The organism is Bacillus sp. es.034 (assembly GCF_002563655.1).
Classification (GTDB): domain Bacteria; phylum Bacillota; class Bacilli; order Bacillales; family Bacillaceae_B; genus Rossellomorea.
Window position 1 is genome coordinate 3,638,975 of the sequence record NZ_PDIY01000001.1, and the last position, 21,770, is coordinate 3,660,744.

Genomic DNA, 21,770 nt, shown 5'->3' on the forward strand with positions numbered 1-21,770 from the left:
AAACGTAGTAAAGACCCCATACCCGTCTGATATGGAGTCTTTAGTATGAGTCATTCTTCCGGTTGTCATACTATTCTTTTTTTACTGCTTCTGCCTTCATGAGGTTATAGCCGATCTTTGCTTTTATGACCGTTCCTTTCAAAATCATTTCATGATCTTCTGAAGTATTTGAGTATACATTGACCAAGTCACAAATACATCGGGAGAATAACTCTGACAGCTGCTTTAATTCTTGAACATCATACTTCCTGTCTTCTTTCATCAGTTCTTCCATCACATCGATGGCAAGGCTTTTCACCCTCAGTGCCTGCTCTATTTCATATTTCATATGGAACCCTCCCCTTCCTATCATTCTTTCTCTAGCATATGCCGTGGAAACTAGATTAGAACGGGGAAGCTTTCAAATGTTTAACTGGGCATCCTTTGTAAATAGTCGCTTATAGGCCAATAAAATAAACAGGACGACCGTCAATGCAACACTTCCGACAATGCCTAATAGAATGGCAATCTGATATTCAATGGCCACCAGGGGGCTGACTCCTGAAAGAATTTGCCCAGTCATCATCCCAGGAAGAAAAATGATTCCCATCCCAAGCATATTATTCAGAGTGGGGAGGATGGCAGAATCAAATGCATTATCCAAATAAGTCTTGGAAGCTGCTTTAGGGGTTGCCCCCAGCATCAAAGCTCCTTCTACTTTTTCTCTCTGCTCTATCAATCCCCCCAGGAGGGTATTGATTCCAAGCGTTATGCCCGTCATCGCGTTCCCGACAATCATCCCTGCAATTGGAATGAAATATCTTGGTTCATACCATGGGGAGAAATGGATGACGACCATATTGAAGTAAAACAAGCTGATCAGTGTTCCTGCGCATAATGAGATGGCTGCGATGCCTTTCAGCTTTCGATCCATTTCATATTTAACCTGCTTGAATATATTCCTGATCGCAAATACTTCCATTACGACTATGATACTCAAGGTCAGCCATGGGCTCGGATGATCAAATATATATGTTAGTATGTATCCAGCGATAATCAATTGAATGGTCATCCGGAAAGAAGCGAGTATGATTTGTTTCTCCCTCGAAATCCCCCTCCATTTCACGATAAATAACAAGAGAAGGACAAAGGCATACGCCGCAATGAATCTCCATAACTCTATATCGATAATTCCTTTTTCCAATGTCTAATCCTCCTTTTGTCAATTCCTGATTGTAATGATATCGTCTCCGTATTCTTCGGCCACATTTGTCGAATGGGTCACCATGATGATGGTCCCTCCATGCCCATTTGCACACGTAATAAAACTTTTCATCACTTCAATCTCTGTTTCTTCGTCGAGAGCAGAGGTAGGTTCATCCAATAAATAAACATCTGGTTGCATGGCTAATACCCTCCCCAGGGATAATCGCTGGCGCTCGCCGCCAGACAGCTGTTCTGCAGGGGTCTCCAATGGTTTATCCAGCTTGACAATGGTCAATATCTTCAAAAGTTCATCCCGGTTTGCCAGGGGCTTTTCTGAAAAGACAAGCCCTTTCTGAAGGTTTTCTTCCACTGTTTCTCCAAACAGAAGAGGGGTTTGAGAAATCATGACAGCTTCCCTCCTATGCTTCACAGGCTCCACACTTTCCAGGGAATTTCCTTTATAACGGATATGTCCCCTATCTGGTATATTCATTTTATTCAACAATTTCAATAGAGTGGATTTCCCTGCACCACTTTCCCCTACAAGGCAGGTCGTCTGGTGCTCGGAAATGTTCATCTCCTTAATATGTAAAATATCTTTATAATGTACATCTCTTAATTCATACAACATAAACGATTCCTCCTCATCTTTATCATACCCCACCGAACAAAAATTAAAGAAGCTAATGCTTACAATCCTGACTCATGTAAGCACTAGCTTCTTCTATTAATCTTCCCGTTCTTTCAATTCATCAATATGGTGTTCAATCTGATTTGTGAAGTAATCGACTTCTTGCTGACTTGGAACGTATTGACCGTATCTGACCCGTTCATAAAGAGAGAAAAAGCGTTCAGATTCACTATGGCCGATTCGGTTGAACCATGATTGAACGTTCTCATTCAGGTGTCTTCCTTCTCTCCATCTGTTAGCTTCCCCCTCGAACTTCTCCATCGAGAGCCTGATTACGTCCCTTGCTTTTGAATACTTTATTCGTTCCGTTTCATCTTCCTCGACAGGGGTTACGATCTTTTGAGTCATCATCGTTGGAGAATTTTCTGCCTCCCTTGCCATGCCAAAGGAGGATTTCCGTTTCTTCACTAAATAAATGATGACTGCTATGACCAGTAACCCCAGCAGAACCTCATTCACCCAGGAAAATGAAATTCCCTGGCTAAGTTCAAAATTCTGGGCATCTCCGAAATCCTGTTTTTGAACTTCGCTTCCCTCTCCCTCCTGAGCATCCCTCGTACTCAAGAACATGTCTCTTAATTTTATTAACTGATGATAAATTGGATCAACCAAGAAAGAAAATACCCAAAATCCCTTTTCTGCTACCCAATAAATCCCTTTACTAACCAAAGAGCTGAATACCGCCAGTAGCCCCCCTGCCAATGTTACTAAAAACCAGAATCCCATTGGTTTGAGCAGCACTTTTTTATGGCCGTTTTTCACATCGCCGAGCATTCTTTGAATCGGCGTGAACGTGATGATGATAGAAAGGAAGATAAATAGAAGACTGTAGATGATATTCGTGTTTCCCAGGTCTCTTATGGAGCCTGTCAATAATGAAAATGACGCGATAAATAAAAAGATCAGGACAGACCCGCTGCTCACTTCGATGGATGCATCTATACTTTTGGTATAAGATGTGATTTTCCAATGTAAAAAAACCAATACAGCCACCATCACCCACCATACAGCAGAAAAGAAGTAGATACTTAATACAAGAGAAATAGCGAGTGCCCCTAACAATAGTTTAAATATCCGAGGTTTCAACGTGCTTACTATGAGAAATGCCATTACTATGATAAACACCATACAAAGGGCCGGTACGTAGCTGCTTAATAGTACTTCTTTGGAAAAAAGGAATGTGGTCATTAATAGGGCGAATAAAATATCGATTCCGACATAGAGCCCCATTTTCACCATGAGCATTTGTTTTTGTTTGATCAAGAAGGAACTTTCAGCGAACGATTCCATAATGTGACGACTCCTTGTTTTTGTTCTGAATTCAACTTGTAAACTTGGATTTTCTGTTTCTCAATCTTTGTCAATAAAGCTTCTTCACGTGCCCCCAGTGCCCCTGCAGTAATAAATACAGAAGGAACCAATTGTCTGAGGTATAAATGCTTCAGAACAATATGGAATGGGATTGTAAACTCATCTGTGGATAGAGTAGAAAGCATTTCCATCCCTCTCTGCCTGTGAACCCTTCCTATTCCGGGCGGAAGATAATAGTAAGGGGTCCCGCCCTGGGACCTCACGTTTAAGACAAGGGAGAAAGTGATATTTTGTTCTACCGCAAGCCTCATCATATAGGAGGCATATTGAATGATTTCTTCGAGCTGGTTGGTGATGGCATAGCGATCCGATAGATTGATGGCGATCATCCACTCTTTTTGGGTAGCTGGTGCATAGATCTTCGTTTGAAGACTGCCGGTTCTGGCAGTTGCCTTCCAGTGAACATCCTGAAAGCGGTCTCCTTGGATGTAATCCCTTGTCCCTATCTGATGAAAGACATCATGAAATAATGAATGTTGGATGGGGACGTCACCCTGTTTCCATGTAAGCTTTTGTTCGGCCATTTTCACTGGAGAATCTGAAGGAAATACGATAATGGTGGACGGGACATTATCAAGTAAATCCAAAAGTACTTTACCACTTCCGAATAAGTGGGGGATTTCCAGCTGCATATTGGTAATCTTGCATAATCCCCTTCTTTTTCCTTTAACAGGTATGGAGATGCTCCCTTCCTCATTTTTACGGATGGAGAAGGGGATGGACACTTCAATTTTGTCCTCCACCCCTGACGAGTAGGGGTGCATAGTGGGGATGACGATATCTTTAAATGTGATTTTCAACGTTGCACCCCAAATGGACATGCCTTTATTTTGAAGTTGAAATTCCCACTTTTGCTCCTCATCGCAATGCAGCCTAATTCTCTTCGCGGTCCTTCCAATGCTGATGCCTTCACCAATTTTCATTAGATACCATTGATGGACCCTGAAATAGAGGATCATCAACAAAAAAATACCCAACCCTACATAGGAATGCACATAAAAACTTGCTGCCCCAACGATGACAAGCAGGACCAGAGTCAAGGATATATAGGGATCTTCGACAATGTCACGTTTCCAATTCACTAAGCTTGCCTCGCTTCTACAGGAGTAACCGACATTTCTACAATTTGCTCGATCACTTCTTCGGCCGTTCTCGTCAAGGAAGACTCTATCGTTAATTGGATCCGGTGTTGCAGTACGTATGGGGCAACGGCTACAATATCCTGCGGTCTCACAAAATCCCTTCCTTCGAGGAATGCTTGAGCCTGAGAGGCCTTGAGAAGTGCGAGGCTCGCTCGTGGACTTGCACCTACCTCCACCCATTCATGTTCCCTTGTTCCCCTCGTAATTTGAAGAATATATGTTTCGATATCCTCGGATATATGTACTTCTTTAACTTGGCGGGTCAATGATTGTAACTCATCCAGACTTAACACTTTGTTGACTGTATTTAATGGTTCGGCTGATTTAAAGCGGTTTAATATTCCTCTTTCCTCTTCAAAATCAGGATATGTAAACGGAATCTTCAATAAAAACCGGTCAAGCTGTGCTGCAGGCAGTGGAAATGTTCCCTGCTGGGATTCAATCGGATTCTGAGTGGCGACCACGATAAACGGTGGCTCTAATGGGACGGTTTCCCCGTCTATGGTGATTTGTTTTTCTTCCATTACTTCGAGTAAACTCGCCTGTGTTCTCGGAGTGGCCCTGTTAATCTCATCTGCCAAAAGGACATTCGTGACCACAGGTCCTGTCCTTAATTCGAATTCCTGTGTTTTCGGATTGAAAAACTGTATACCAGTCACATCACTCGGTAACACATCCGGTGTGAATTGGATCCTTTTAAATGCTCCATCGATACAGTGACTGAATGTTTTGGCGAGCAAAGTCTTTCCTGTACCCGGGACACTTTCCAATAGAACGTGTCCTTCTTGAAGTAATGCAATTAATAACAGGTCGATTTCTTTGTCCTTCCCCACTAGCACTTTATTCATCTCTCTCTTGATTGAATCCAATCGATTCATTCTTTTTCCCCCTCATTGACTGTATTGATTAAATTTTCTAAATATATTATTTTTTCATTCTACCATAACTTGTTGTTAAATTATCCCTTTTCCGAAAAAAAAACGAACCACTTCACCAGGATAGGTGAACGGTTCGTTTTTTTACCGTTAATGTTCATACATCATCTTCCTAGTCATTCCCCCATCTATCACGATGTTTTCACCTGTGATGAAATCATTATCGGGGTGGGCAAGGAATAAGCATGCCCTCGCAATATCTCCAGGTTTCCCTACCCTTCCGGAAGGGTGCTGACTGTGGTCGATGTCTCTCAAGGTGTCATAATCTTCCGTTTGAATCCATCCGGGACTGATAGAATTGACGCGGATCCCCACTTCGCTCAAAGTAATGGCCAGAGAATGAGTGAGGCTCACAATACCTCCTTTTGTCGCTGAATAGGCTTCAGTATCCGGTTCAGACATAGAAGCCCTTGTGGAGGCCATATTTATGATGCATCCACCTTGATTCTTCATTAATGTGGCCGCTTCCCGGCTGCAATAAAATACGCTGCTTAAGTTTGATGATAGAATGCCATTCCAGTCGTCAGGTTCCATCTCCCAGAAGGACATGAATCTGGAGACACCTGCATTATTTATCAGAACGTCCAGCACCTCATGATCTTCTTTTATTTTATTGAAGACGACCTTCACCTCATCGGGGACACCCACATCTGCTTCATGGAATCGTGTGGTATACCCCTCTGCATTAAGCCTATCGGAATGTTCTCTCCCCTTTTCCACGTCCTTATCCACAAATTCAACCATGGCGCCCTCTCTGGCAAACTCTTCAACCAGGGTTTTCCCTATACCGCTGGCTCCCCCTGTGATACATATAATTTTGCTCTTCATTCTCTTCATCTCCCATCAAATGTTATATATAGAAGGATACCCTTCGCCCTGAAGGTACAATCTCCTTTAATAGAAAAGGGTTAACCCGGTTGGAATTCTCCTTTTAAAATATAAGAGATTTCCAAGGGTTAACCCTTTTCTAAATTATTGAATCATTTTATTATGAGTTGTTTTTTCAGTATCATTTCGCTGATGAATATTGATCAAGGCATCCAGCTCTTTACTCAGTTGAATGGTAGTGGGGTTGTCGAGCCCTAAACGAAGACCTGACTCTATCATTTTCCACCTTACCAACTCAATTCGAGCAGCAATTGTCCCTTTCATCAACATCACCTCATTTTCTTTTCTCTATTTTACTATTAATCCCACATAGAGGAAAGAAAAAGATATCCGAACGCTAAATTATTATTCACGATTATTCTTACTTTGCGAAACGGTGTTTACCAATCGTCAGCAAGGTGTTCCTGCTTGTGATCCAGTCACTTGTAGATGTCACGGGATTATAGAAAAAGAGTGAGCCCTTCCCTTGACCTCTGAATGCCAAGGCTTCCTGGACCGCGTCCCTCGCTTCCTGTGAAGGCGCCTGGTTGATTTGTCCATTTTGTACAGGTGAAAAAGCATAGTGCCCATTTGAAACCTGATAGATTACTTTTTTGATAGTGTCAGGGAACTCAGTAGAATCCACTCTGTTTAATACGACGGTGGCGACTGCGACTTTACCTGCATAAGGCTCACCTTTCGCTTCTGCATGTACCAGCTTTGCAAGCAGCTCCCGGTCTTCATTTGAGACATTATTGTCAGGGATCTTGATTGTTTGACCCGGTTGGATTTCATTGGATTTCAAATTATTTGCTTCCTTTAGTTGAATGACGGATACAGATTTCTCTTTACCGATATCCCAAAGGGACTCACCCTTTTCTACAGTATGATCTCCCCCTGCAGCGAATGTTTGAGTAGAGAAAGTAACAAAAGAAAGTGCTGCAATTCCTAAGATAAAGCTCTTCTTAATCATATTTCTACCTCCCAAATAGCGTTCCCTCATAAGATAACAATGAATGGGGAGAATTTCAGCAGGTAATGGTTACCACCAATCGTTCATGCCTCTATACTAAATGTAGAAACCCGTTCATATAATGTTTTTATACAACAAGACTCCGATGCCCATTTGTGAACAAAAAAAAGCAGAGGATGATCTCCTCCACTTCGTTTAACTTCTCGGTGTATCAAGGTATTGAAAGAGGATATTCCCGCCTTGTTTAGCTATCCCACGGAACTGCTTAAAGTCTTCCTGTTTTACCAGCACAGATCGGAAAGCAAGAAAATCTTCCTTCAATACCATTATTTCCTCTACTTCTCTTGTACGCAATGATTGCAGCTGTTCAAGAATTTCAGTTTCACTCATATCCACTACCTCCATCTTCACTGTTTCTATTGTAGATTCAAAAGGCTACTGAGCTCAAGAGATAAATTTTATATGCAATTTTTAGAAAACTCTTTACCTTTTCATGACTTTGCGTCAAAATATTAGTAATTGTTTGTAGAATTTTGCCAAAAAGGAGCGGCTTTTGATGAAAAAAGCAGAAATCGGGAATGTCATTGAATTTAGAGAAGGATTAAAAGGCATCGTTGAGAAAGTGAATGAAAATTCAGTAATCGTCGACTTAACTTATATGAAGAATTACCGAGAACTTGAATTAGAAGAAAAGACGGTGGTGAATCATAAAAATTATAAGATCGTAGAGGCATAATACTACTTATAAGGTGGAGGACTTCCTCCTCCTTTTTTGATATAGGACCAACATAGAAAGGTTTACGGCGGCAGCTTTGAGGTTATTCTGATAGCATACTGTCTCGTAAGGTGGAACCCTGTCATGAACTTGAATATACATATATTGAATAAAGCGCAAAAAAGCTTTTGGTTTGTGCCATTTTTATTTTCGCTTATTTCTTTACTCCTTTCTCTTGTCACCTTTTATTTCGATTGGTGGTTAAGTCAACACAACTATCCCATATTTCCAAAGGTTTTGTTCTCTAATTTCAACTTATCCATGACCATCATCAGTACGATTGCATCATCCATCATGACGATGACGACCATTACCTTTTCAACCATCATGGTTGTTCTCACGACATTTCTATCCCAGTATTCACCAAGGACTTTACAGAATTTCATCAATGATCGCCCTACTCAGCGGGTGCTAGCCATCTTTGTATCAGGTGTGGTCTACTGCATAACCCTGCTGGTCCTCCTCCAGGATGAATCAGGGCAGGAATTATATATTTCCTCAGCTTTTGCAGGGGTAGTGGCCGTTATTTGTTTATTTGTCTTCGTTTATTTCGTACATCATGTTTCCAATTGGGTGAAGGTAAGTAATTTAATCCATAACATCACCATTAAAACGAATAAAAAAATTGATAACAGCTACCTATATAGAAGAAATGCCATCCAAGAGGAACCATCGACTTACAATGACTCCTTCTTTCAGGAAACGGAGCCGACCAATGTGTTCAGTGAAGCATCCGGATATCTGCAACAGATTGATATTGAAGGGATGATTAAAAAGGCTGAAAAGGACAAGAGTATTGTACGGATGGTAAAGACACCCGGCGAATACTTACTTGAGGGAACCCCTGTGATGACGATTTGGACAACGAATGAAGACATTGACGCAGAAGACTACCTTGGCTATCTGGTATTGGGTCCTGATAAAGAGCCAATGGAAGACATTGAACTCGGGATCCGGAAGCTTGTAGAAATAGCCTTAAGGGCCATTTCTCCGGCCATCAACGACCCTAATACAGCCAAGAACTGCATTGAAGAAATCGGGATCATCCTGTCAAAGCTCGCTAAACATAAGCTTCCAAGCTCTTATTTGACAGATGACGAAAACCAGCTGCGTATCATTCTGGAACAGCCAACCTTTGTCGATTATTTGTACAAAAGCTTTTATCAATTAAGGCATTACGGTAAGCAGGATGTGTCCATCATTGCAGAAATTCTGCGTTCCCTGAGAATGATTGGTGAAAATAACAGCGGTGAAACAAAGAGAATGGTCTGGACATTCAAGAATTATATACTTGAAGGCATCGACTATGACAGCCTTCAGGACCTTGATATGCAGTACATCATGAGACATTTGAACGAACTCGCAGCAGCTTGTGGGAAAGAAGATTGGGACAAGGATGAAGTGCGAAACAAATACTTTCCCGAACAATACAAAACCGATGACTCTTATCATCACGATAAAGAATGATAACCTAAAAAAACGGATGCCCATTAGCATCCGTTTTCCTTTTATTGCTTTTCTTTCTTTCCTTCTGAAAGCTCCTTGAACGAAGAAACTTTACCGTGAGGATGCTGCTCCTCTTTTCTTACATTCCACTGTCTTTCTTTTTCATGTTTGGACTGTGTCATGTTTGCCACTCCTTTTAATTATTTACTCTCTATTAACATGAGCAGCAGACTCATTTTTTACTCTTTTTGAACATTATTTATTCGGCTTCATCCAGAGAAGGATAATGAATAACAAACTCATATACCCAAATAGAGGGTACAGATAAGATAGGAGTTCACTGTACTCAAAAAAGCTCAAAGAATAGATCATCAGAAAGATTCCGGTAAAAGTCAATATAGATGAGCCTTTCCAATAATTCCCCAGCTGTTTTTCGAGTCCGAATACGCCACCGATGACGGAAGTAAAAATCTCACCATAAATAATGAGGATATAAATAAAGTAGAAGCCTGTTACGAATGACTTCATCACAACGGCCATGGGAATCTGATACTGGGTTACGTTTGGGATCATGACCAAAGTGATATGACTGGAGATCAAAATGAGTGTAAGAAAAAACCCGCCAAGATATCCCCCATATTTAATGATTTCCCGATCTTTCACTTCTCCTGCAACTGGAACAAGAACAGCCTGTGCCATGGCGAGATTGAAGGCTACATATGAAAATGGGGCCACCACCGATTTCCAACCATCTTCCGCATGAGGGATCATAAGGAAGGCATCCAAAAAATCCGCATGGCGAACAGAATACACCATCAGAAACAGATTGAATACAATCATAAGAGGAACGACAAACGTATTCACAGCAAATAAACCTTTGATCCCTACCATCATCGTGAAAAAACCCAATACGATGGTCAACAGAATGCCTAACTGTTTGGATAATAGGAGCTGCTCCTGAAAAACGGCCCCTGCCCCTGAAAGCATGACGGCTGAAACACCGATCAGCATGATCATCATGACGATATTCATGATTCTCGCAAACCATTTACCAAATAAATATTCATTGAATTCCTCAAATGACTTCGCTTTAATATCATGGGATTTGAGCATAATCTTGGTTCCCATCGTAATAAATAAATATCCACTTAGTAATATGGCAATAAACCCGACAAAACCAAATCGGGTGAAAAACTCGACAATTTCCCTTCCTGTGGCAAATCCGGCTCCTATAACAGTTCCTACATATACAGCTGCTATCTGAAACGACCCAGCCATTCTTTTCATCCCATCACCTCTGACACCTTCTACTTCACCTTATGTACAAGCATGGGAAAACAGAAGCAAAAGAACATAATTCTTTAATTAAACGAAAAAAAAGCAACCGCATTAAATGCGGCTGCCCTGGTGCATTTATAGGGTTGTATCATCGATTCCATTTAACCATTGCCTGATTGGTTCGATTACTTTTTCGACCGTTCCTTCCTGGAATGGGGAGTCTAGATGGGCCGCTTCCACCAGTGCTGTGAATGAACGGCTCCCACCCAGTTTACAAAGGGCAACATAGTCACTCCAAGCACCTTCACGATCCTCATTCATTTTCTTCCAAAATTGAAAAGCACAGATTTGAGCCAGAGTATAATCAATATAGTAGAATGGTGAATTGTAAATATGGGACTGACGCTGCCAGAACCCGCCATTTTCCAAATACGAAACCCCATCGTAGTCTTTGTGCGGCAGATACTCTTTCTCGATTTTTCTCCATGCTGCGTTCCGTTCAGCAGGTGTGGCTTCAGGATTCTCATACACAAAATGCTGGAATTCATCGACCGCTCCACCATACGGGAGAAATTGCAGCGCCTCACTTAAATGAGAGAATTGATACTTATCCGTATCCTCCTTAAAGAAATAGTTCATCCATGGCCATGTGAAGAATTCCATGCTCATGGAATGGATCTCGCAGGCTTCGTACGTTGGCCAAATGTATTCCGGGATATCGAATCCACGGCTTGAATATACTTGGAAGGCATGGCCAGCTTCATGCGTCAATACATCGATATCGCCAGACGTCCCATTGAAATTCGAGAAGATATATGGCGCTTCATGCCCAGCAATATAAGTGCAATATCCTCCTCCAGCTTTCCCCTTCTTCGCCTCTAAATCCATGAGGTTGCGTTCAATCATGAAATCAAAGAATTCCTTTGTCTCAGGTGATAACTCTTCATACATTTTCTTACCATTGTCACTGATCCACTGAGGGTCTCCTTTAGGGGCTGCATTGCCGGATGTGAATTTAAATCCTTCATCATAAAACTTCATGGAGTCGATTCCAATCCGCTTCCCCTGTCTTTCCTTCAGCTCTGTGGAAAGAGGGACGATATGCTCCTTCACCTGATCACGGAATGCTTTTACCATATCAGGTGTATAATCCGTTCTCGTCATGCGATAATACCCTAACTCAACAAAGTTCTTATAACCTAAAGTCGTCGCTATGGTATGACGGACTTTTACTAACTCATCGAATAAACGATCTAATTCTTCCTGATTTTCTTCAAAGAAAGAAACGGTAGCAAAGGCTGCCTCTTTCCTTGTCCCTCGATTTACGGATTGTGTAAAGGGACCCATTTGGGCCAATGTTCTCTCTTCTCCTTCAAATGGGATCTTGGCAGAAGCCATCAGTTTCGTATACTGGGAAGACAGCTTATTTTCTTTTTGGAGCAGAGTGATAATTTCAGGGGAAAACGTTTTGATTTCACTCTCTGCCAGAGAAAACAACTGCTCTCCCCACTTTTCTTCCAATTCCTTCCGATATGGGGAATTCACCAGTTCCTGATAATATTCTGTTACCATGCCGGAAACCTCAGGCATCATATCATCGATGTACTCCTGTTCTTCTTTGTAAAAGGCATCATTTGTATCGATGGAATGCCTGATATAGCAAATATTTTGCATGGTGTCGATGGTAAGTCGGATTTCATTGATTTCCTTGATCGCTTCCACCTGTTCCGAAACATTTGAAGCTGCTTTAAACTTCTGAAGCACCTTTTTGAATGCCGGCTTAATCTCTTCCAGATTTGGTCTTTCATATGTATATTCTTCAAACTTCATTCTTTGTGCCTCCTCTTAAATTCATCCCGATTATAGTTATTCGACTTCATAGACGGAATCTCCTGTTGATGTAGATATCAATTTCATTATAATCTCCCAAAAAATAAAAGCCCCGTCTTAATAGACAGGGCAGTTTAATAGAGCCTAGTAGGACAGATCTTTGATGGATAGTCCAAGCTTTTTCAGCATTTGAATCGTTTCTTCTTTTTCGTCTGGAGACAGCGCAGACATCAATTCGTGTATCCGGTTCTCATGGTTCGGGAAAATATCATCGATCAACCCTCTGCCATTTTCAGTAATCTGGGCGTACGTCACCCGACGATCCTTAGGACAGGCAACACGCTTTAGATATCCCTTTTTTTCAAGCTTATCGACTACATACGTGATGCTGCCTGAGGCTAGCAGGATCTTACCTCCAATTTGTTGCAAAGGCTGGTCTCCCTTATGATACAGAAGCTCCAATACGGCAAATTCTGTAGGGTTCAAACCATTTTCTTGAATGTTCTTATTTATCTCTTCATTTAACGCTTTAAAAGCTCTGGAGAGGACAATGAAAAGTTTCAACGACTGTTTTGTATCTTGTTTCTCTGTCATGGCATTCATTCCTTTAAAGAATATATCTCAGTTTCAAAATATTATACAAATATATCTGGTCATTGTCAACTGTCAGAGTCTTTCAACAGAAGGAAAAAGCAAAGGACGGCCCGCTTTTGGCGAACCGTCCTCTACCTTTGAAATAACGACAAATTAGTTTTGTTCGTATGATGTGAATGTGGAATTTAACGGAGAGTCTTTCTCTCATATGTCTGAATGGTGAGGAAATTCCTGGTGAGTGGTCAAGAAGCAGTGCGTTTCAATAAACTCTTAATGTATTGCCCTAATTCGCTTGATGATTCTTGCACTGGCTGAGATCCACCATTATTTGTGCACTTTTCATAGTCGTTCAACAGCTGATCCAATTGCTGGCTGCATTTGATTGTCTCCTCAGCACATAAACCTAAATTCACTCCCATTAATACCATTTCCGAGCGCTTGTGGTTGATTTTCAATAATAGCCACTTCTGTTTTAATAAACGACCCATTTCTACTAAACTCCTTTTTTAGCTTCTAGTCTTTTTAAAGTAAAATCATTACTTGAGCATTATCGCAAGTATTGTCAGAAAAGTAAATAGATTCGCAAAACAAGACAAAATAACTAGTATTATTGCTGAATTAGACATTTTTCGCCAAACGTGATAAAAAAGGATAGACAAAAGAAGCGACCCTTTGTCTATCCCGATGGAAGATTAATAGATTGGTACCCAGCCTTCCTGGGTAACGAAAATGCGGACGGCGACCACTTGCTTATCATCGCTTAAAGTGAAATAGTGACGGATGTTTTCTGGAACGGAAATTAAATCACCCGGATTCAGATGTACCTCAAAGAAATCCCCATCCTTTCCTTGAATGACGAAAACACCATGTCCATTTACTATAAATCGTACCTCATCATCCGTATGATGATGCTCCTGTTGGAAATTCTTTAATAGTTCTTCAAGATTTGGTGTGCTTTCGGAAAGGGAAATCACATCCCTTGCCTGATACCCCCTGCGAGCAGAAATATCTTCTATCTCCTCTTGAAAGGTGGAGAGAATGGCCTCTTTATCATCATCAGTTAAAGCGTATCGGTCCCTTAATGATTCGTCCAGTTTATCCATGTTCCAATGTTCGTAGATAACCCCTTGTTCATTTAAATAATTTACTACCTCTTCCTGGTGCTCAATGATCTGATTTTTCCCTTGAATGTGTATCGTTGTCATAATTTGACTCCTCCCTTGGAAATGGATTTTGTAGTTGTTAATGATAATAGTGTAAGGTGGTACTGGAACAGGAACTCACACGCTTCCAATAGTTTCTTAGCTTCAAATCCTGTACGTCCCCAAACGGTAATTCCATGATTGCGAATGAGTACGGCCCCTTTATCTCCATTAATAAATGGGAGGAAGGAATCCGCTAAAGTTGGGATATGCGCATGATTATGGATGATCGGTATCGAGAGGGCATCATGTTCATCCCATTTGTCCCAGGCTTTAATCAGTTCCTGGTTTCTGAATGTGATGACACCTTCATCCCCATACAGTTCACTGATCACATTGTTGGCAACAGTATGGACATGTAAGCTGCACCCCGCTGAACTCCCACTGAATATGTGACTGTGGAGAAGGGTTTCGGCTGAAGGACGCAGTTGGGTTTCCTCCAAGGGATCACCCTTTTCATTCACAAGGAGGAAGTCCTCTTTTGTGTGCTTTCGCTTGTCCTTTCCGCTTGCCGTTACCAGGAAAGATACAGGCGTTGATCCCACACGTATGGCCAGGTTCCCGCTGGTTCCCATAAACCAGTCCCTGTCTGCCAATTCTCTTTTGATATCAGCGAGCTCTTCCCATTCGGATTGATACGACTTCATATTGTCACTCCTTTATCTATCACTTTTATGCAATCGTAAAATGTTTCAAATGGATGATACGGGATTCCCTTTTCTTCACAGGTACGTGCCAGATACTCCCTTGCGAGTACTGTATCGCCAAGCTTCGCCATCTCGATGTCTGTAACAGAGTCCCCAATGACAATCACCTCATGATCTTCTAAGGATAAAGCCCTCAGAATGGAAGGCTTACAGCATCCACATCCTTTGTTTTCACAGTGCACATCACATGGATATGGCCAATGAAGCGTGATGTTCGAAGCGTTAAAGGTTGCTTCGTTACAATATACAGCCTTAAAAGGCTCAAATTCTTTCAGTAACGGGTGAACAAAGAAGTCTATTCCCCCACTTACAATATACAAAGGAATCTCATTGACTTTTGTATAGTCCACGAATTCCTTGAATCCCTCACGTATAACCGCTGTTTTCATCAAATACTGGATCATCTCGTCTTTCTGTGAGGAAGGAATGAGTGAGAACAACTTGCTTACCCCTTCTTTGATCGAGATCGACTGGTTTAAAATATCCTCTTTTATAGGCTCCCATTCTGGTGGGGCAAAGGCTTTCATCAAAGAAATGATATTATCTGTCTCTGTGACTGTCCCATCGAAGTCACAGAATATTACTGGAAGACTCATTACACCTTTACCTCCCCTCCCCATAGGGACAGGGCTTTCTCCAGTTCTTCATGGGTTTCGGCTGCTTCCTGGAGTGACGTTCCGTTTAAAACAGCATCGATTGCCTGACGGAATGCCCTTCCTCCCCCACTTGCACCATCCGGGTGACCGTGAATGCCTCCTCCGGCATTAATGACACAATCTGTCCCGAAACCTTTCACCAATAGGGGTACAAGAGCCGGGTGAATGCCTGCTGATGGAACTGGCAATGTTCTCTTCAAATGTTCGTCATCCTTCGTTAATTCATGACTTATGGATAGAACGTTGCTCTTCTCTAATGCCACACTTCCGTACGGAGATGGAAATAGTGAAAAGTCAGCCCCGGCCATCCGCAATAATTTACCCAACCATAAAGAGTAGCTCACCCCATATACAGGAGATGCTGCAGCAGCCCCGGCAAAGGCAGGATGAGCCATGATCGGCAATGAAATCTCAGGGTCCTCTCTCAATTCCTGCAGTACATCGAGACCGTATGAAAATACATTGAACAAAAGAGCATCTGCCCCAAGCTCCCTGGCTTTTCTTGCCTTGTCTCTTAACTGTGAGGTTTTCCCTGTCAGATTTACGGCATACAAGGTTCTCTTACCGGTTTCCTCTAATACATCGTCCAACACTTTTTTCCCTGTTCTCACTCTTTCAAAAAATGGAGTCAAGGAATTATCAAATAATATTTCATCATCTTTTACGACATTGACTCCGCCGAGGGCCTGAGCTCTTAACTGATTTTCAAGGAAAGTGAGATCCCTGCCGATCACCCCTTTAAAGATGCTCATTAACAGTGGTTGACCATGAACCCCTGTTAATTCCCTGATGCCCTCTATCCCAAAACGCGGACCGGGAAATGACCTTTTTAAGTCTTCTGAGAACTCCAAATCCAGTAATTTCACTTCTCCATCGAGGGAAAGCTTGCCGAATACCGTTGTAAGGATGGCCGGGATATCATTGGAATAATTATGACTGGGATACCCAATCTTCACCTCACCCCATGAGCCTTCCTCCTTCTCTTCCACTGAAACGACTCTGCCCTTGTATTTTCTCAATTGTTCCTGCTCCAGTAGCGGCAGCTCCGTCCATGACCCGACCGTAAGTCCTAACGCAATCCCTTCTGCCTTTTTCTCGAAGGAACCACTCTCACCCTTTAGTTGATATGTTGCAATCACTTCACTCATTCGTATTACCTCCCTATGTAAATGCTCTTTTTTCGCGTCTTGATTTCATCATGCAGGCAAACAAAAAAACCTCTTCCAGATAAGAAGAGGTTTACATTCGGCACTCTTCTTATCTGTCAGCTGTATAGCTGCAAGAATTAGCACCGTGCTTAAATAAGTCGGTTGCCGGGCTTCATAGGGCTGGTCCCTCCGCCTGCTCTTGATAAGAATTTCATTCTATTAATTCAGTTGGATTATTGCACCAATTTCAACATATGTCAATCCTTTTTGTGAAATAATTCTAAACTTTCTATACGGGAAATCGCCTCTTTTATCCGTTCATTTGTCGTTAAAAGACCGACCCGTACATACCCTTCTCCATATTCACCAAAGCCTACACCAGGAGCAACGGCCACTTTGACTTTTTCAAGTAAATACGTTGAGAACTCAACAGATGTGAACCCTTCCGGCACCTTAAGCCAGGCAAAGAAGGAACCTTGTGGGGCTTTTACATCCCACCCAATACCCTGTAGACCCGAGATCAGGAGCTGTCTTCGTTCTTCATATGTGGCAACCAGTTCCGTTACGCAATCCTGGGAACTCAGTAAAGCCGTAGTAGCTGCTTCTTGGATCGCTCCGAACAGGCTTACGTAAAGATGATCCTGGAGGAGATTGATCGCTTCAATGACACTCTCATTCCCAACGGCAAAACCGACTCTCCAGCCTGCCATATTATAGGTCTTCGATAATGTATATATCTCAATCCCGACATCCTTTGCACCCTCCGTTTCAAGAAAACTCACAGGCTTCTGTCCGTCGAAACCGATCGCACCATAAGCAAAGTCATGCACTACACAAATATCATGCTTTGACGCAAGTTCCACCGTGGCTTCAAAAAAGGATTTTGTGGCCGTTGCACCGGTTGGATTATTGGGGTAATTGAGGAACATCAATTTCGCCCTTTCCAATTCTTCACGGGAATGCACACGATAGTCCGGGAGAAACCCATTTTCCTCTTTTAACGGCATCTTAATCATACTGGCTTCTGCCAATGCGACCCCCGATACATAATCCGGATAACCGGGATCCGGGACTAATACTCCATCCCCGGGGTTCAATAAACATTGAGGGATCTCCACTAATCCTGCTTTTCCTCCAAAGAGAACCGCTACTTCGGTTTCGGGATCTATCTTCACACCGTATTCCCGCAAATAGAAAGCTGCGATTGCCTCTTTAAAGCTCGATAAACCACGAAATGGAGGATATTTGTGATTAGAAGGAGATTGAGCCGCTTCTGTTAATTTTTCCACAATATGTGGAGGGGTCGGCTGATCCGGATTTCCCTGTCCCAAATTAATGACATCATGCCCCTCGTTCAAAACAGCATTCACGGTACCTGCCAGGGAAGCGAAAAATTGTTCCGGTAATGATTCCAAGCGTTTTGCTTTTTCAAAGTGTTTCATCCATTCACCCACTTATTTTTTGAAAATTAATTACTTTCAAATTCTAGTCACAAATGATATAACGGAACATACAGAATGTAAAGGAATAAATGACAAAAAGTACATAACGAGGTGAAGGTAATGATTCAAAAGGTTGGTCTCGCCCAGATGGATATTGTGTTTGGCAATCCTGAAGAAAACAAGGTGAGAGTGGAACAGTGGGTCAAAAAAGCAAAGGAAGAGGGATGCGGTACCGTCGTTCTTCCCGAACTGTGGTCGACAGGTTATGATCTGACACGGATAGATGAGATCGCAGATGAGGAGGCCGAAGATTCTTCCTCCTTCCTGACTTCCCTGTCAAAAAAATATTCCATTCACATCATAGGTGGCTCTGTTGCCAATAAATCAACAGACGGGGTTAGAAATACACTCTTGGTGACGGATGCAAATGGCGTGTTGGTGAAACGGTATTCAAAGCTTCACTTATTCAAACTAATGAATGAACATCACTATTTACTCCCTGGAGAGGAAGACGGGGCGTTCTCACTTGATGATACTATGATGGCAGGACTCATTTGTTACGATATCCGGTTTCCTGAATGGTTCAGGAAACATGTCCTAATGGGAGCGAAGATCGTCTTTGTGGTGGCTGAATGGCCGGCTGCAAGAATAGATCACTGGCAGACTCTCTTAAGGGCACGTGCAATTGAAAATCAATGCTTTGTGGTTGCATGTAACCGTGTGGGGAGTGATCCTGACAATGAATTTGGCGGCTCATCCCTTATCATCGGCCCATGGGGGGAAATCCTTGCAAAAGGAACTCAAAGTGAACAGCTGGTCTTTGCTGAAATCAATTTACAGGAAGTAGATAGGGTCCGGAAACAAATCCCGATCTTTCAAGATCTGAGACCGGACTTTTATTAGAAAATACAAAAAGCAGTTGACATGGAAAATACTTCAATGGTACCATTCAATTCAAATGAACATTCAGAATTTTAATTAAATAGCACACGCAACTCTTATCAAGAGCTGGCTGAGGGATTTGGCCCTATGAAGCCCAGCAACCGACCATAATACCGTTGTACAACGGGGCGCTGTATGCGCCGGATGATCAATCCAGTAAGGCACGGTGCTAATTCCAACAGAAAGATCATCTTTCTGGGAGATAAGAGGCGAAGAAGATGACTCTTCAAGCCTCTTTCGAACATGGAAAGAGGCTTTTCTCATGCCACGGAAAAGCCTCCCTAACACCCTTTCTTTCATAAGGATGCACTAAAAGGAGGAACGAAAATGGCAATCACTAAGCTCAATACGTATCAACCACTGACGGAACAGTCGGCCATCGCTATGGCCGTGAATGTAGGAATATTTGAAGACGGTTCACTTTTAACTTGTGAAGAAATCGGGGATGGGAACCTTAATCTGGTTTTTCATGTAGTGGAAAGGGATTCAGATAAAGGAATCATCATCAAACAGGCACTCCCCTATGCAAAGGTTGTAGGTGAAAGCTGGCCACTTACGATCGAACGGGCAAGAATTGAAGCGAGTGCCCTACACCTTCAGCGATCATTTGTAGGCGACCTCGTACCGGAAGTGTATCATTCTGATCCATCCCTTGCCGTCACAGTGATGGAGGATTTAAGCAACCTCACAATCGCACGTGCAGGCCTGATCAATGGGAATAAGTACCCCCGGTTATCAGACGACATTGGTACATTTCTTGCAAATACACTGTACTTTACGTCTGATTATGCCCTTCATCCATTTAAGAAAAAAGAATATGTGAAGGAATTTTCCAACCCTGAGCTATGCAAAATCACGGAGGACCTGGTATTCACGGATCCTTTTTTCAACAGTGAAACGAATGAGTTTGAGGAGGAATTATCAGGGGATGTGCAGCAATTATGGGATGATTTTACTGTAAAACTCGAGGTGGCGAAGCTCAAAAAGAGTTTCCTGACAGAAGGGGAAGCCCTGCTCCATGGAGACCTCCATACGGGCAGTATCTTTGTGGATGACCAACATACAAAAGTCATTGACCCTGAATTTGCTTTTTATGGGCCGATCGGTTTCGATATCGGTCAGTTTATTGCAAACCTTATTTTCCAAGTGATCGCGAGTCCAGGTGAAAAGGAACCCATCCTGCACCATATCGAAAATACTTGGAATGTTTTCTCTGCTACGTTCTCCAGGCATTGGAAGGAAAGTGGCGACGCGTATACGAAGGTGAATGGATACCTTGAGTATGTATTGGAGAAGAGCTTTCAGGACAGCATCGGTTTTGCAGGATGCGAATGCATCAGAAGGACAATCGGTCTTGCACATGTGGATGACCTCGAGAGCATCGAAGATAAAGAGCAAAGAGTAAAGGCCAAGCGGTCTTGCATCAACCTTGGAAAAAAATTGATTGTAAATCGGAAACACATTCTTTCCATTGAAGAGTTTCTGACTTTAGTACGGTCATATTCTGAATAATTAAAGGAGATACTCATGACACATTCACCGACCATTCCAACTTCAATCGAGTGGCATGAAGATCATTTACTGATTCTTAATCAACAAAAGCTGCCGAACACTGTGGAATATCTGACGCTTACGAACATTACAGACTATTACGACGCCATCGTCTCTCTCAAAGTGAGAGGTGCCCCGGCAATCGGGATCACAGCCGCCTATGGATTGGCACATGCTGCTTCCCATTATGAAACAGACAATCTGACAGAATTCAATCACCTATTCAGGAGGGATAAAGAATACCTGGCTGATTCAAGGCCGACGGCAGTCAATCTGGTCTGGGCATTGAATCGGTTGGAACGAGTTCTGACCAATGCACAATCCGTTAATGAAGCCAAGACCAATCTGCTTCATTCTGCCATCCAGATCCATACGGAGGATGAGGCAGTATGCAGAATGATCGGTGAACACGCATTGGATGCATTGGATGACAAGAGGAAGATCATGACCATCTGTAATGCTGGATCCATTGCCACAAGTAAATATGGAACGGCACTTGCCCCCTTTCACTTAGGCAGGGAAAGGGGTATAGGATTTCAAGTATACGCCTGTGAAACACGCCCGGTCCTTCAGGGCGCCCGACTCACTGCCTGGGAGCTTCAGCAATCAGGAGTCGACGTGACCCTCATTACAGACAGCATGGCCGCCCATACTATAAAGCAGAAGGGTGTGGAGGCCGTGATCGTCGGCGCCGACCGGATTTCTGCGAATGGGGATACAGCGAACAAAATCGGTACGTCCATGCTTGCAATCCTATGCCATCATTACAACATACCATTCTACGTGGCTGCCCCTTCTTCGACATTCGATCTCACCTCGAGAACCGGTGACGATATCCCGATTGAAGAAAGAGGACCAGACGAAATCACGACGATGGGTGGCTCTATGATCGCACCCGAACACGTTCCTGTTTATAATCCCGCTTTTGATGTGACTTCCCATGAGTTGATCACCGGCATCATCACCGAAAAGGGCGTGCTGTATCCACGTTTTCAAGAAAGCATTCAACGGACTATAAACCTGGCATAAACATAT

Annotated in this window: 25 protein-coding genes and 2 riboswitches; of the genes, 5 read left to right on the plus strand and 20 right to left on the minus strand. The window is 42.6% G+C overall.

Going from position 1 to position 21,770, the window contains the following annotated elements; all coding sequences use genetic code 11:
- Nucleotides 1–70: 70 nt before the first annotated feature.
- The 10 genes from ATG71_RS18545 to ATG71_RS18590 all read right to left on the minus strand — a co-directional run bounded on the left by ATG71_RS18545 (nt 71) and on the right by ATG71_RS18590 (nt 7,554).
- Nucleotides 71–328 (minus strand): hypothetical protein, encoded by a 258-nt coding sequence (locus tag ATG71_RS18545; protein WP_098440936.1) that lies wholly within the window; start codon nt 326–328, stop codon nt 71–73.
- Between the two features lie 72 nt (nt 329–400).
- Complete coding sequence (locus ATG71_RS18550) at nt 401–1,183, minus strand: ABC transporter permease (protein ID WP_098440937.1); 783 nt, start codon at nt 1,181–1,183, stop codon at nt 401–403.
- A gap of 18 nt (nt 1,184–1,201) precedes the next feature.
- The gene (locus ATG71_RS18555; RefSeq protein ID WP_098441898.1) at nt 1,202–1,813 is read right to left on the minus strand and encodes an ABC transporter ATP-binding protein; all 612 of its coding nucleotides are present in this window, start codon (nt 1,811–1,813) and stop codon (nt 1,202–1,204) included.
- A 99-nt stretch (nt 1,814–1,912) separates the two neighbouring features.
- Nucleotides 1,913–3,166, minus strand: a complete 1,254-nt coding sequence (locus ATG71_RS18560; RefSeq protein ID WP_098440938.1) for a hypothetical protein — start codon at nt 3,164–3,166, stop codon at nt 1,913–1,915.
- A complete protein-coding gene (locus ATG71_RS18565) occupies nt 3,136–4,329 on the minus strand; it encodes a DUF58 domain-containing protein (RefSeq protein ID WP_098440939.1) in 1,194 nt (397 codons plus the stop codon). Before ATG71_RS18565 ends, ATG71_RS18560 begins: the two co-directional genes overlap by 31 nt.
- A complete protein-coding gene (locus ATG71_RS18570; RefSeq protein ID WP_060670076.1) occupies nt 4,329–5,267 on the minus strand; it encodes an AAA family ATPase in 939 nt (312 codons plus the stop codon). The genes ATG71_RS18565 and ATG71_RS18570 overlap by 1 nt, the downstream gene beginning before the upstream one ends.
- 147 nt (nt 5,268–5,414) lie before the next feature.
- Nucleotides 5,415–6,152, minus strand: a complete 738-nt coding sequence (locus tag ATG71_RS18575) for an SDR family NAD(P)-dependent oxidoreductase (RefSeq protein ID WP_286163062.1) — start codon at nt 6,150–6,152, stop codon at nt 5,415–5,417.
- Nucleotides 6,153–6,296: 144 nt separating this feature from the next.
- Nucleotides 6,297–6,482, minus strand: coding sequence for a Spo0E family sporulation regulatory protein-aspartic acid phosphatase (locus ATG71_RS18580; RefSeq protein ID WP_098440941.1), 186 nt, complete (start codon nt 6,480–6,482; stop codon nt 6,297–6,299).
- Nucleotides 6,483–6,573: 91 nt separating this feature from the next.
- Complete coding sequence (locus ATG71_RS18585) at nt 6,574–7,164, minus strand: cell wall hydrolase (RefSeq protein ID WP_098440942.1); 591 nt, start codon at nt 7,162–7,164, stop codon at nt 6,574–6,576.
- A gap of 195 nt (nt 7,165–7,359) precedes the next feature.
- Nucleotides 7,360–7,554 (minus strand): hypothetical protein, encoded by a 195-nt coding sequence (locus ATG71_RS18590; RefSeq protein ID WP_034756172.1) that lies wholly within the window; start codon nt 7,552–7,554, stop codon nt 7,360–7,362.
- A 166-nt stretch (nt 7,555–7,720) separates the two neighbouring features.
- On the opposite strand from ATG71_RS18590, the gene ATG71_RS18595 reads away from it, so the two are divergent.
- Together ATG71_RS18595 and ATG71_RS18600 are read left to right on the plus strand one after the other, a co-directional pair.
- Nucleotides 7,721–7,900 carry a YkvS family protein gene (locus tag ATG71_RS18595; protein WP_034756175.1) on the plus strand — a complete coding sequence of 60 codons (180 nt, stop codon included), beginning with the start codon at nt 7,721–7,723 and terminating at the stop codon, nt 7,898–7,900.
- Between the two features lie 123 nt (nt 7,901–8,023).
- Nucleotides 8,024–9,406, plus strand: coding sequence for a DUF2254 domain-containing protein (locus ATG71_RS18600; protein WP_098440943.1), 1,383 nt, complete (start codon nt 8,024–8,026; stop codon nt 9,404–9,406).
- Between the two features lie 41 nt (nt 9,407–9,447).
- On the opposite strand, the gene ATG71_RS23835 is transcribed toward ATG71_RS18600, so the two are convergent.
- From ATG71_RS23835 to ATG71_RS18645, 10 genes are all read right to left on the minus strand, one after another.
- Nucleotides 9,448–9,567 carry a DUF6254 family protein gene (locus ATG71_RS23835; RefSeq protein WP_219169248.1) on the minus strand — a complete coding sequence of 40 codons (120 nt, stop codon included), beginning with the start codon at nt 9,565–9,567 and terminating at the stop codon, nt 9,448–9,450.
- 73 nt (nt 9,568–9,640) lie between these two features.
- Nucleotides 9,641–10,672 (minus strand): YkvI family membrane protein, encoded by a 1,032-nt coding sequence (locus ATG71_RS18605; RefSeq protein ID WP_098440944.1) that lies wholly within the window; start codon nt 10,670–10,672, stop codon nt 9,641–9,643.
- 126 nt (nt 10,673–10,798) lie between these two features.
- A complete protein-coding gene (locus tag ATG71_RS18610; protein ID WP_098440945.1) occupies nt 10,799–12,493 on the minus strand; it encodes a M3 family oligoendopeptidase in 1,695 nt (564 codons plus the stop codon).
- Between the two features lie 144 nt (nt 12,494–12,637).
- Entirely contained in the window at nt 12,638–13,096 is a 459-nt protein-coding gene (locus tag ATG71_RS18615; RefSeq protein ID WP_371928730.1) for a MarR family winged helix-turn-helix transcriptional regulator, read from the minus strand.
- 233 nt (nt 13,097–13,329) lie between these two features.
- Nucleotides 13,330–13,575 (minus strand): aspartyl-phosphate phosphatase Spo0E family protein, encoded by a 246-nt coding sequence (locus ATG71_RS18620; RefSeq protein ID WP_098440947.1) that lies wholly within the window; start codon nt 13,573–13,575, stop codon nt 13,330–13,332.
- A 204-nt stretch (nt 13,576–13,779) separates the two neighbouring features.
- Entirely contained in the window at nt 13,780–14,292 is a 513-nt protein-coding gene (locus tag ATG71_RS18625) for a 1,2-dihydroxy-3-keto-5-methylthiopentene dioxygenase (RefSeq protein WP_098440948.1), read from the minus strand.
- Nucleotides 14,289–14,936 carry a methylthioribulose 1-phosphate dehydratase gene (locus ATG71_RS18630; protein WP_098440949.1) on the minus strand — a complete coding sequence of 216 codons (648 nt, stop codon included), beginning with the start codon at nt 14,934–14,936 and terminating at the stop codon, nt 14,289–14,291. The genes ATG71_RS18625 and ATG71_RS18630 overlap by 4 nt, the downstream gene beginning before the upstream one ends.
- Entirely contained in the window at nt 14,933–15,592 is a 660-nt protein-coding gene (locus ATG71_RS18635; RefSeq protein WP_098440950.1) for a 2-hydroxy-3-keto-5-methylthiopentenyl-1-phosphate phosphatase, read from the minus strand. Before ATG71_RS18635 ends, ATG71_RS18630 begins: the two co-directional genes overlap by 4 nt.
- Nucleotides 15,592–16,800, minus strand: a complete 1,209-nt coding sequence (locus ATG71_RS18640) for a 2,3-diketo-5-methylthiopentyl-1-phosphate enolase (RefSeq protein WP_098440951.1) — start codon at nt 16,798–16,800, stop codon at nt 15,592–15,594. Before ATG71_RS18640 ends, ATG71_RS18635 begins: the two co-directional genes overlap by 1 nt.
- Nucleotides 16,801–16,906: 106 nt before the next feature.
- A riboswitch (SAM riboswitch) is annotated at nt 16,907–17,009 on the minus strand.
- A 48-nt stretch (nt 17,010–17,057) separates the two neighbouring features.
- Nucleotides 17,058–18,242: a pyridoxal phosphate-dependent aminotransferase gene (locus ATG71_RS18645; protein WP_098440952.1), complete on the minus strand. Its 1,185-nt coding sequence runs from the start codon at nt 18,240–18,242 to the stop codon at nt 17,058–17,060.
- A 120-nt stretch (nt 18,243–18,362) separates the two neighbouring features.
- Here ATG71_RS18645 and ATG71_RS18650 point away from each other — a divergent pair, with 120 nt between their 5' ends.
- The 3 genes from ATG71_RS18650 to mtnA all read left to right on the plus strand — a co-directional run bounded on the left by ATG71_RS18650 (nt 18,363) and on the right by mtnA (nt 21,764).
- The gene (locus ATG71_RS18650; RefSeq protein WP_098440953.1) at nt 18,363–19,145 is read left to right on the plus strand and encodes a carbon-nitrogen family hydrolase; all 783 of its coding nucleotides are present in this window, start codon (nt 18,363–18,365) and stop codon (nt 19,143–19,145) included.
- A 92-nt stretch (nt 19,146–19,237) separates the two neighbouring features.
- A riboswitch (SAM riboswitch) is annotated at nt 19,238–19,393 on the plus strand.
- A gap of 118 nt (nt 19,394–19,511) precedes the next feature.
- Nucleotides 19,512–20,696, plus strand: a complete 1,185-nt coding sequence (gene mtnK, locus ATG71_RS18655) for an S-methyl-5-thioribose kinase (protein ID WP_098440954.1) — start codon at nt 19,512–19,514, stop codon at nt 20,694–20,696.
- A 15-nt stretch (nt 20,697–20,711) separates the two neighbouring features.
- Nucleotides 20,712–21,764, plus strand: a complete 1,053-nt coding sequence (mtnA, locus tag ATG71_RS18660) for an S-methyl-5-thioribose-1-phosphate isomerase (RefSeq protein ID WP_098440955.1) — start codon at nt 20,712–20,714, stop codon at nt 21,762–21,764.
- The last annotated feature ends 6 nt before the right edge of the window (nt 21,765–21,770 follow it).

Bases quoted from the DNA above. Each gene is read 5' to 3' on its own strand.
- ATG71_RS18640 (WP_098440951.1), bottom strand. From the start codon at position 16,800: ATGAGTGAAGTGATTGCAACATATCAACTAAAGGGTGAGAGTGGTTCC.
- ATG71_RS18630 (WP_098440949.1), bottom strand. From the start codon at position 14,936: ATGAAGTCGTATCAATCCGAATGGGAAGAGCTCGCTGATATCAAAAGA.
- ATG71_RS18585 (WP_098440942.1), bottom strand. From the start codon at position 7,164: ATGATTAAGAAGAGCTTTATCTTAGGAATTGCAGCACTTTCTTTTGTT.
- ATG71_RS18590 (WP_034756172.1), bottom strand. From the start codon at position 7,554: ATGAGTGAAACTGAAATTCTTGAACAGCTGCAATCATTGCGTACAAGA.
- ATG71_RS18605 (WP_098440944.1), bottom strand. From the start codon at position 10,672: ATGAAAAGAATGGCTGGGTCGTTTCAGATAGCAGCTGTATATGTAGGA.
- ATG71_RS18610 (WP_098440945.1), bottom strand. From the start codon at position 12,493: ATGAAGTTTGAAGAATATACATATGAAAGACCAAATCTGGAAGAGATT.
- ATG71_RS18625 (WP_098440948.1), bottom strand. From the start codon at position 14,292: ATGACAACGATACACATTCAAGGGAAAAATCAGATCATTGAGCACCAG.
- ATG71_RS18650 (WP_098440953.1), top strand. From the start codon at position 18,363: ATGATTCAAAAGGTTGGTCTCGCCCAGATGGATATTGTGTTTGGCAAT.
- mtnK (WP_098440954.1), top strand. From the start codon at position 19,512: ATGGCAATCACTAAGCTCAATACGTATCAACCACTGACGGAACAGTCG.
- ATG71_RS18575 (WP_286163062.1), bottom strand. From the start codon at position 6,152: ATGAAGAGCAAAATTATATGTATCACAGGGGGAGCCAGCGGTATAGGG.
- mtnA (WP_098440955.1), top strand. From the start codon at position 20,712: ATGACACATTCACCGACCATTCCAACTTCAATCGAGTGGCATGAAGAT.
- ATG71_RS23835 (WP_219169248.1), bottom strand. From the start codon at position 9,567: ATGACACAGTCCAAACATGAAAAAGAAAGACAGTGGAATGTAAGAAAA.
- ATG71_RS18645 (WP_098440952.1), bottom strand. From the start codon at position 18,242: ATGAAACACTTTGAAAAAGCAAAACGCTTGGAATCATTACCGGAACAA.
- ATG71_RS18580 (WP_098440941.1), bottom strand. From the start codon at position 6,482: ATGTTGATGAAAGGGACAATTGCTGCTCGAATTGAGTTGGTAAGGTGG.
- ATG71_RS18600 (WP_098440943.1), top strand. From the start codon at position 8,024: ATGAACTTGAATATACATATATTGAATAAAGCGCAAAAAAGCTTTTGG.
- ATG71_RS18635 (WP_098440950.1), bottom strand. From the start codon at position 15,592: ATGAGTCTTCCAGTAATATTCTGTGACTTCGATGGGACAGTCACAGAG.
- ATG71_RS18560 (WP_098440938.1), bottom strand. From the start codon at position 3,166: ATGGAATCGTTCGCTGAAAGTTCCTTCTTGATCAAACAAAAACAAATG.
- ATG71_RS18615 (WP_371928730.1), bottom strand. From the start codon at position 13,096: ATGAATGCCATGACAGAGAAACAAGATACAAAACAGTCGTTGAAACTT.
- ATG71_RS18595 (WP_034756175.1), top strand. From the start codon at position 7,721: ATGAAAAAAGCAGAAATCGGGAATGTCATTGAATTTAGAGAAGGATTA.
- ATG71_RS18620 (WP_098440947.1), bottom strand. From the start codon at position 13,575: ATGGGTCGTTTATTAAAACAGAAGTGGCTATTATTGAAAATCAACCAC.
- ATG71_RS18545 (WP_098440936.1), bottom strand. From the start codon at position 328: ATGAAATATGAAATAGAGCAGGCACTGAGGGTGAAAAGCCTTGCCATC.
- ATG71_RS18570 (WP_060670076.1), bottom strand. From the start codon at position 5,267: ATGAATCGATTGGATTCAATCAAGAGAGAGATGAATAAAGTGCTAGTG.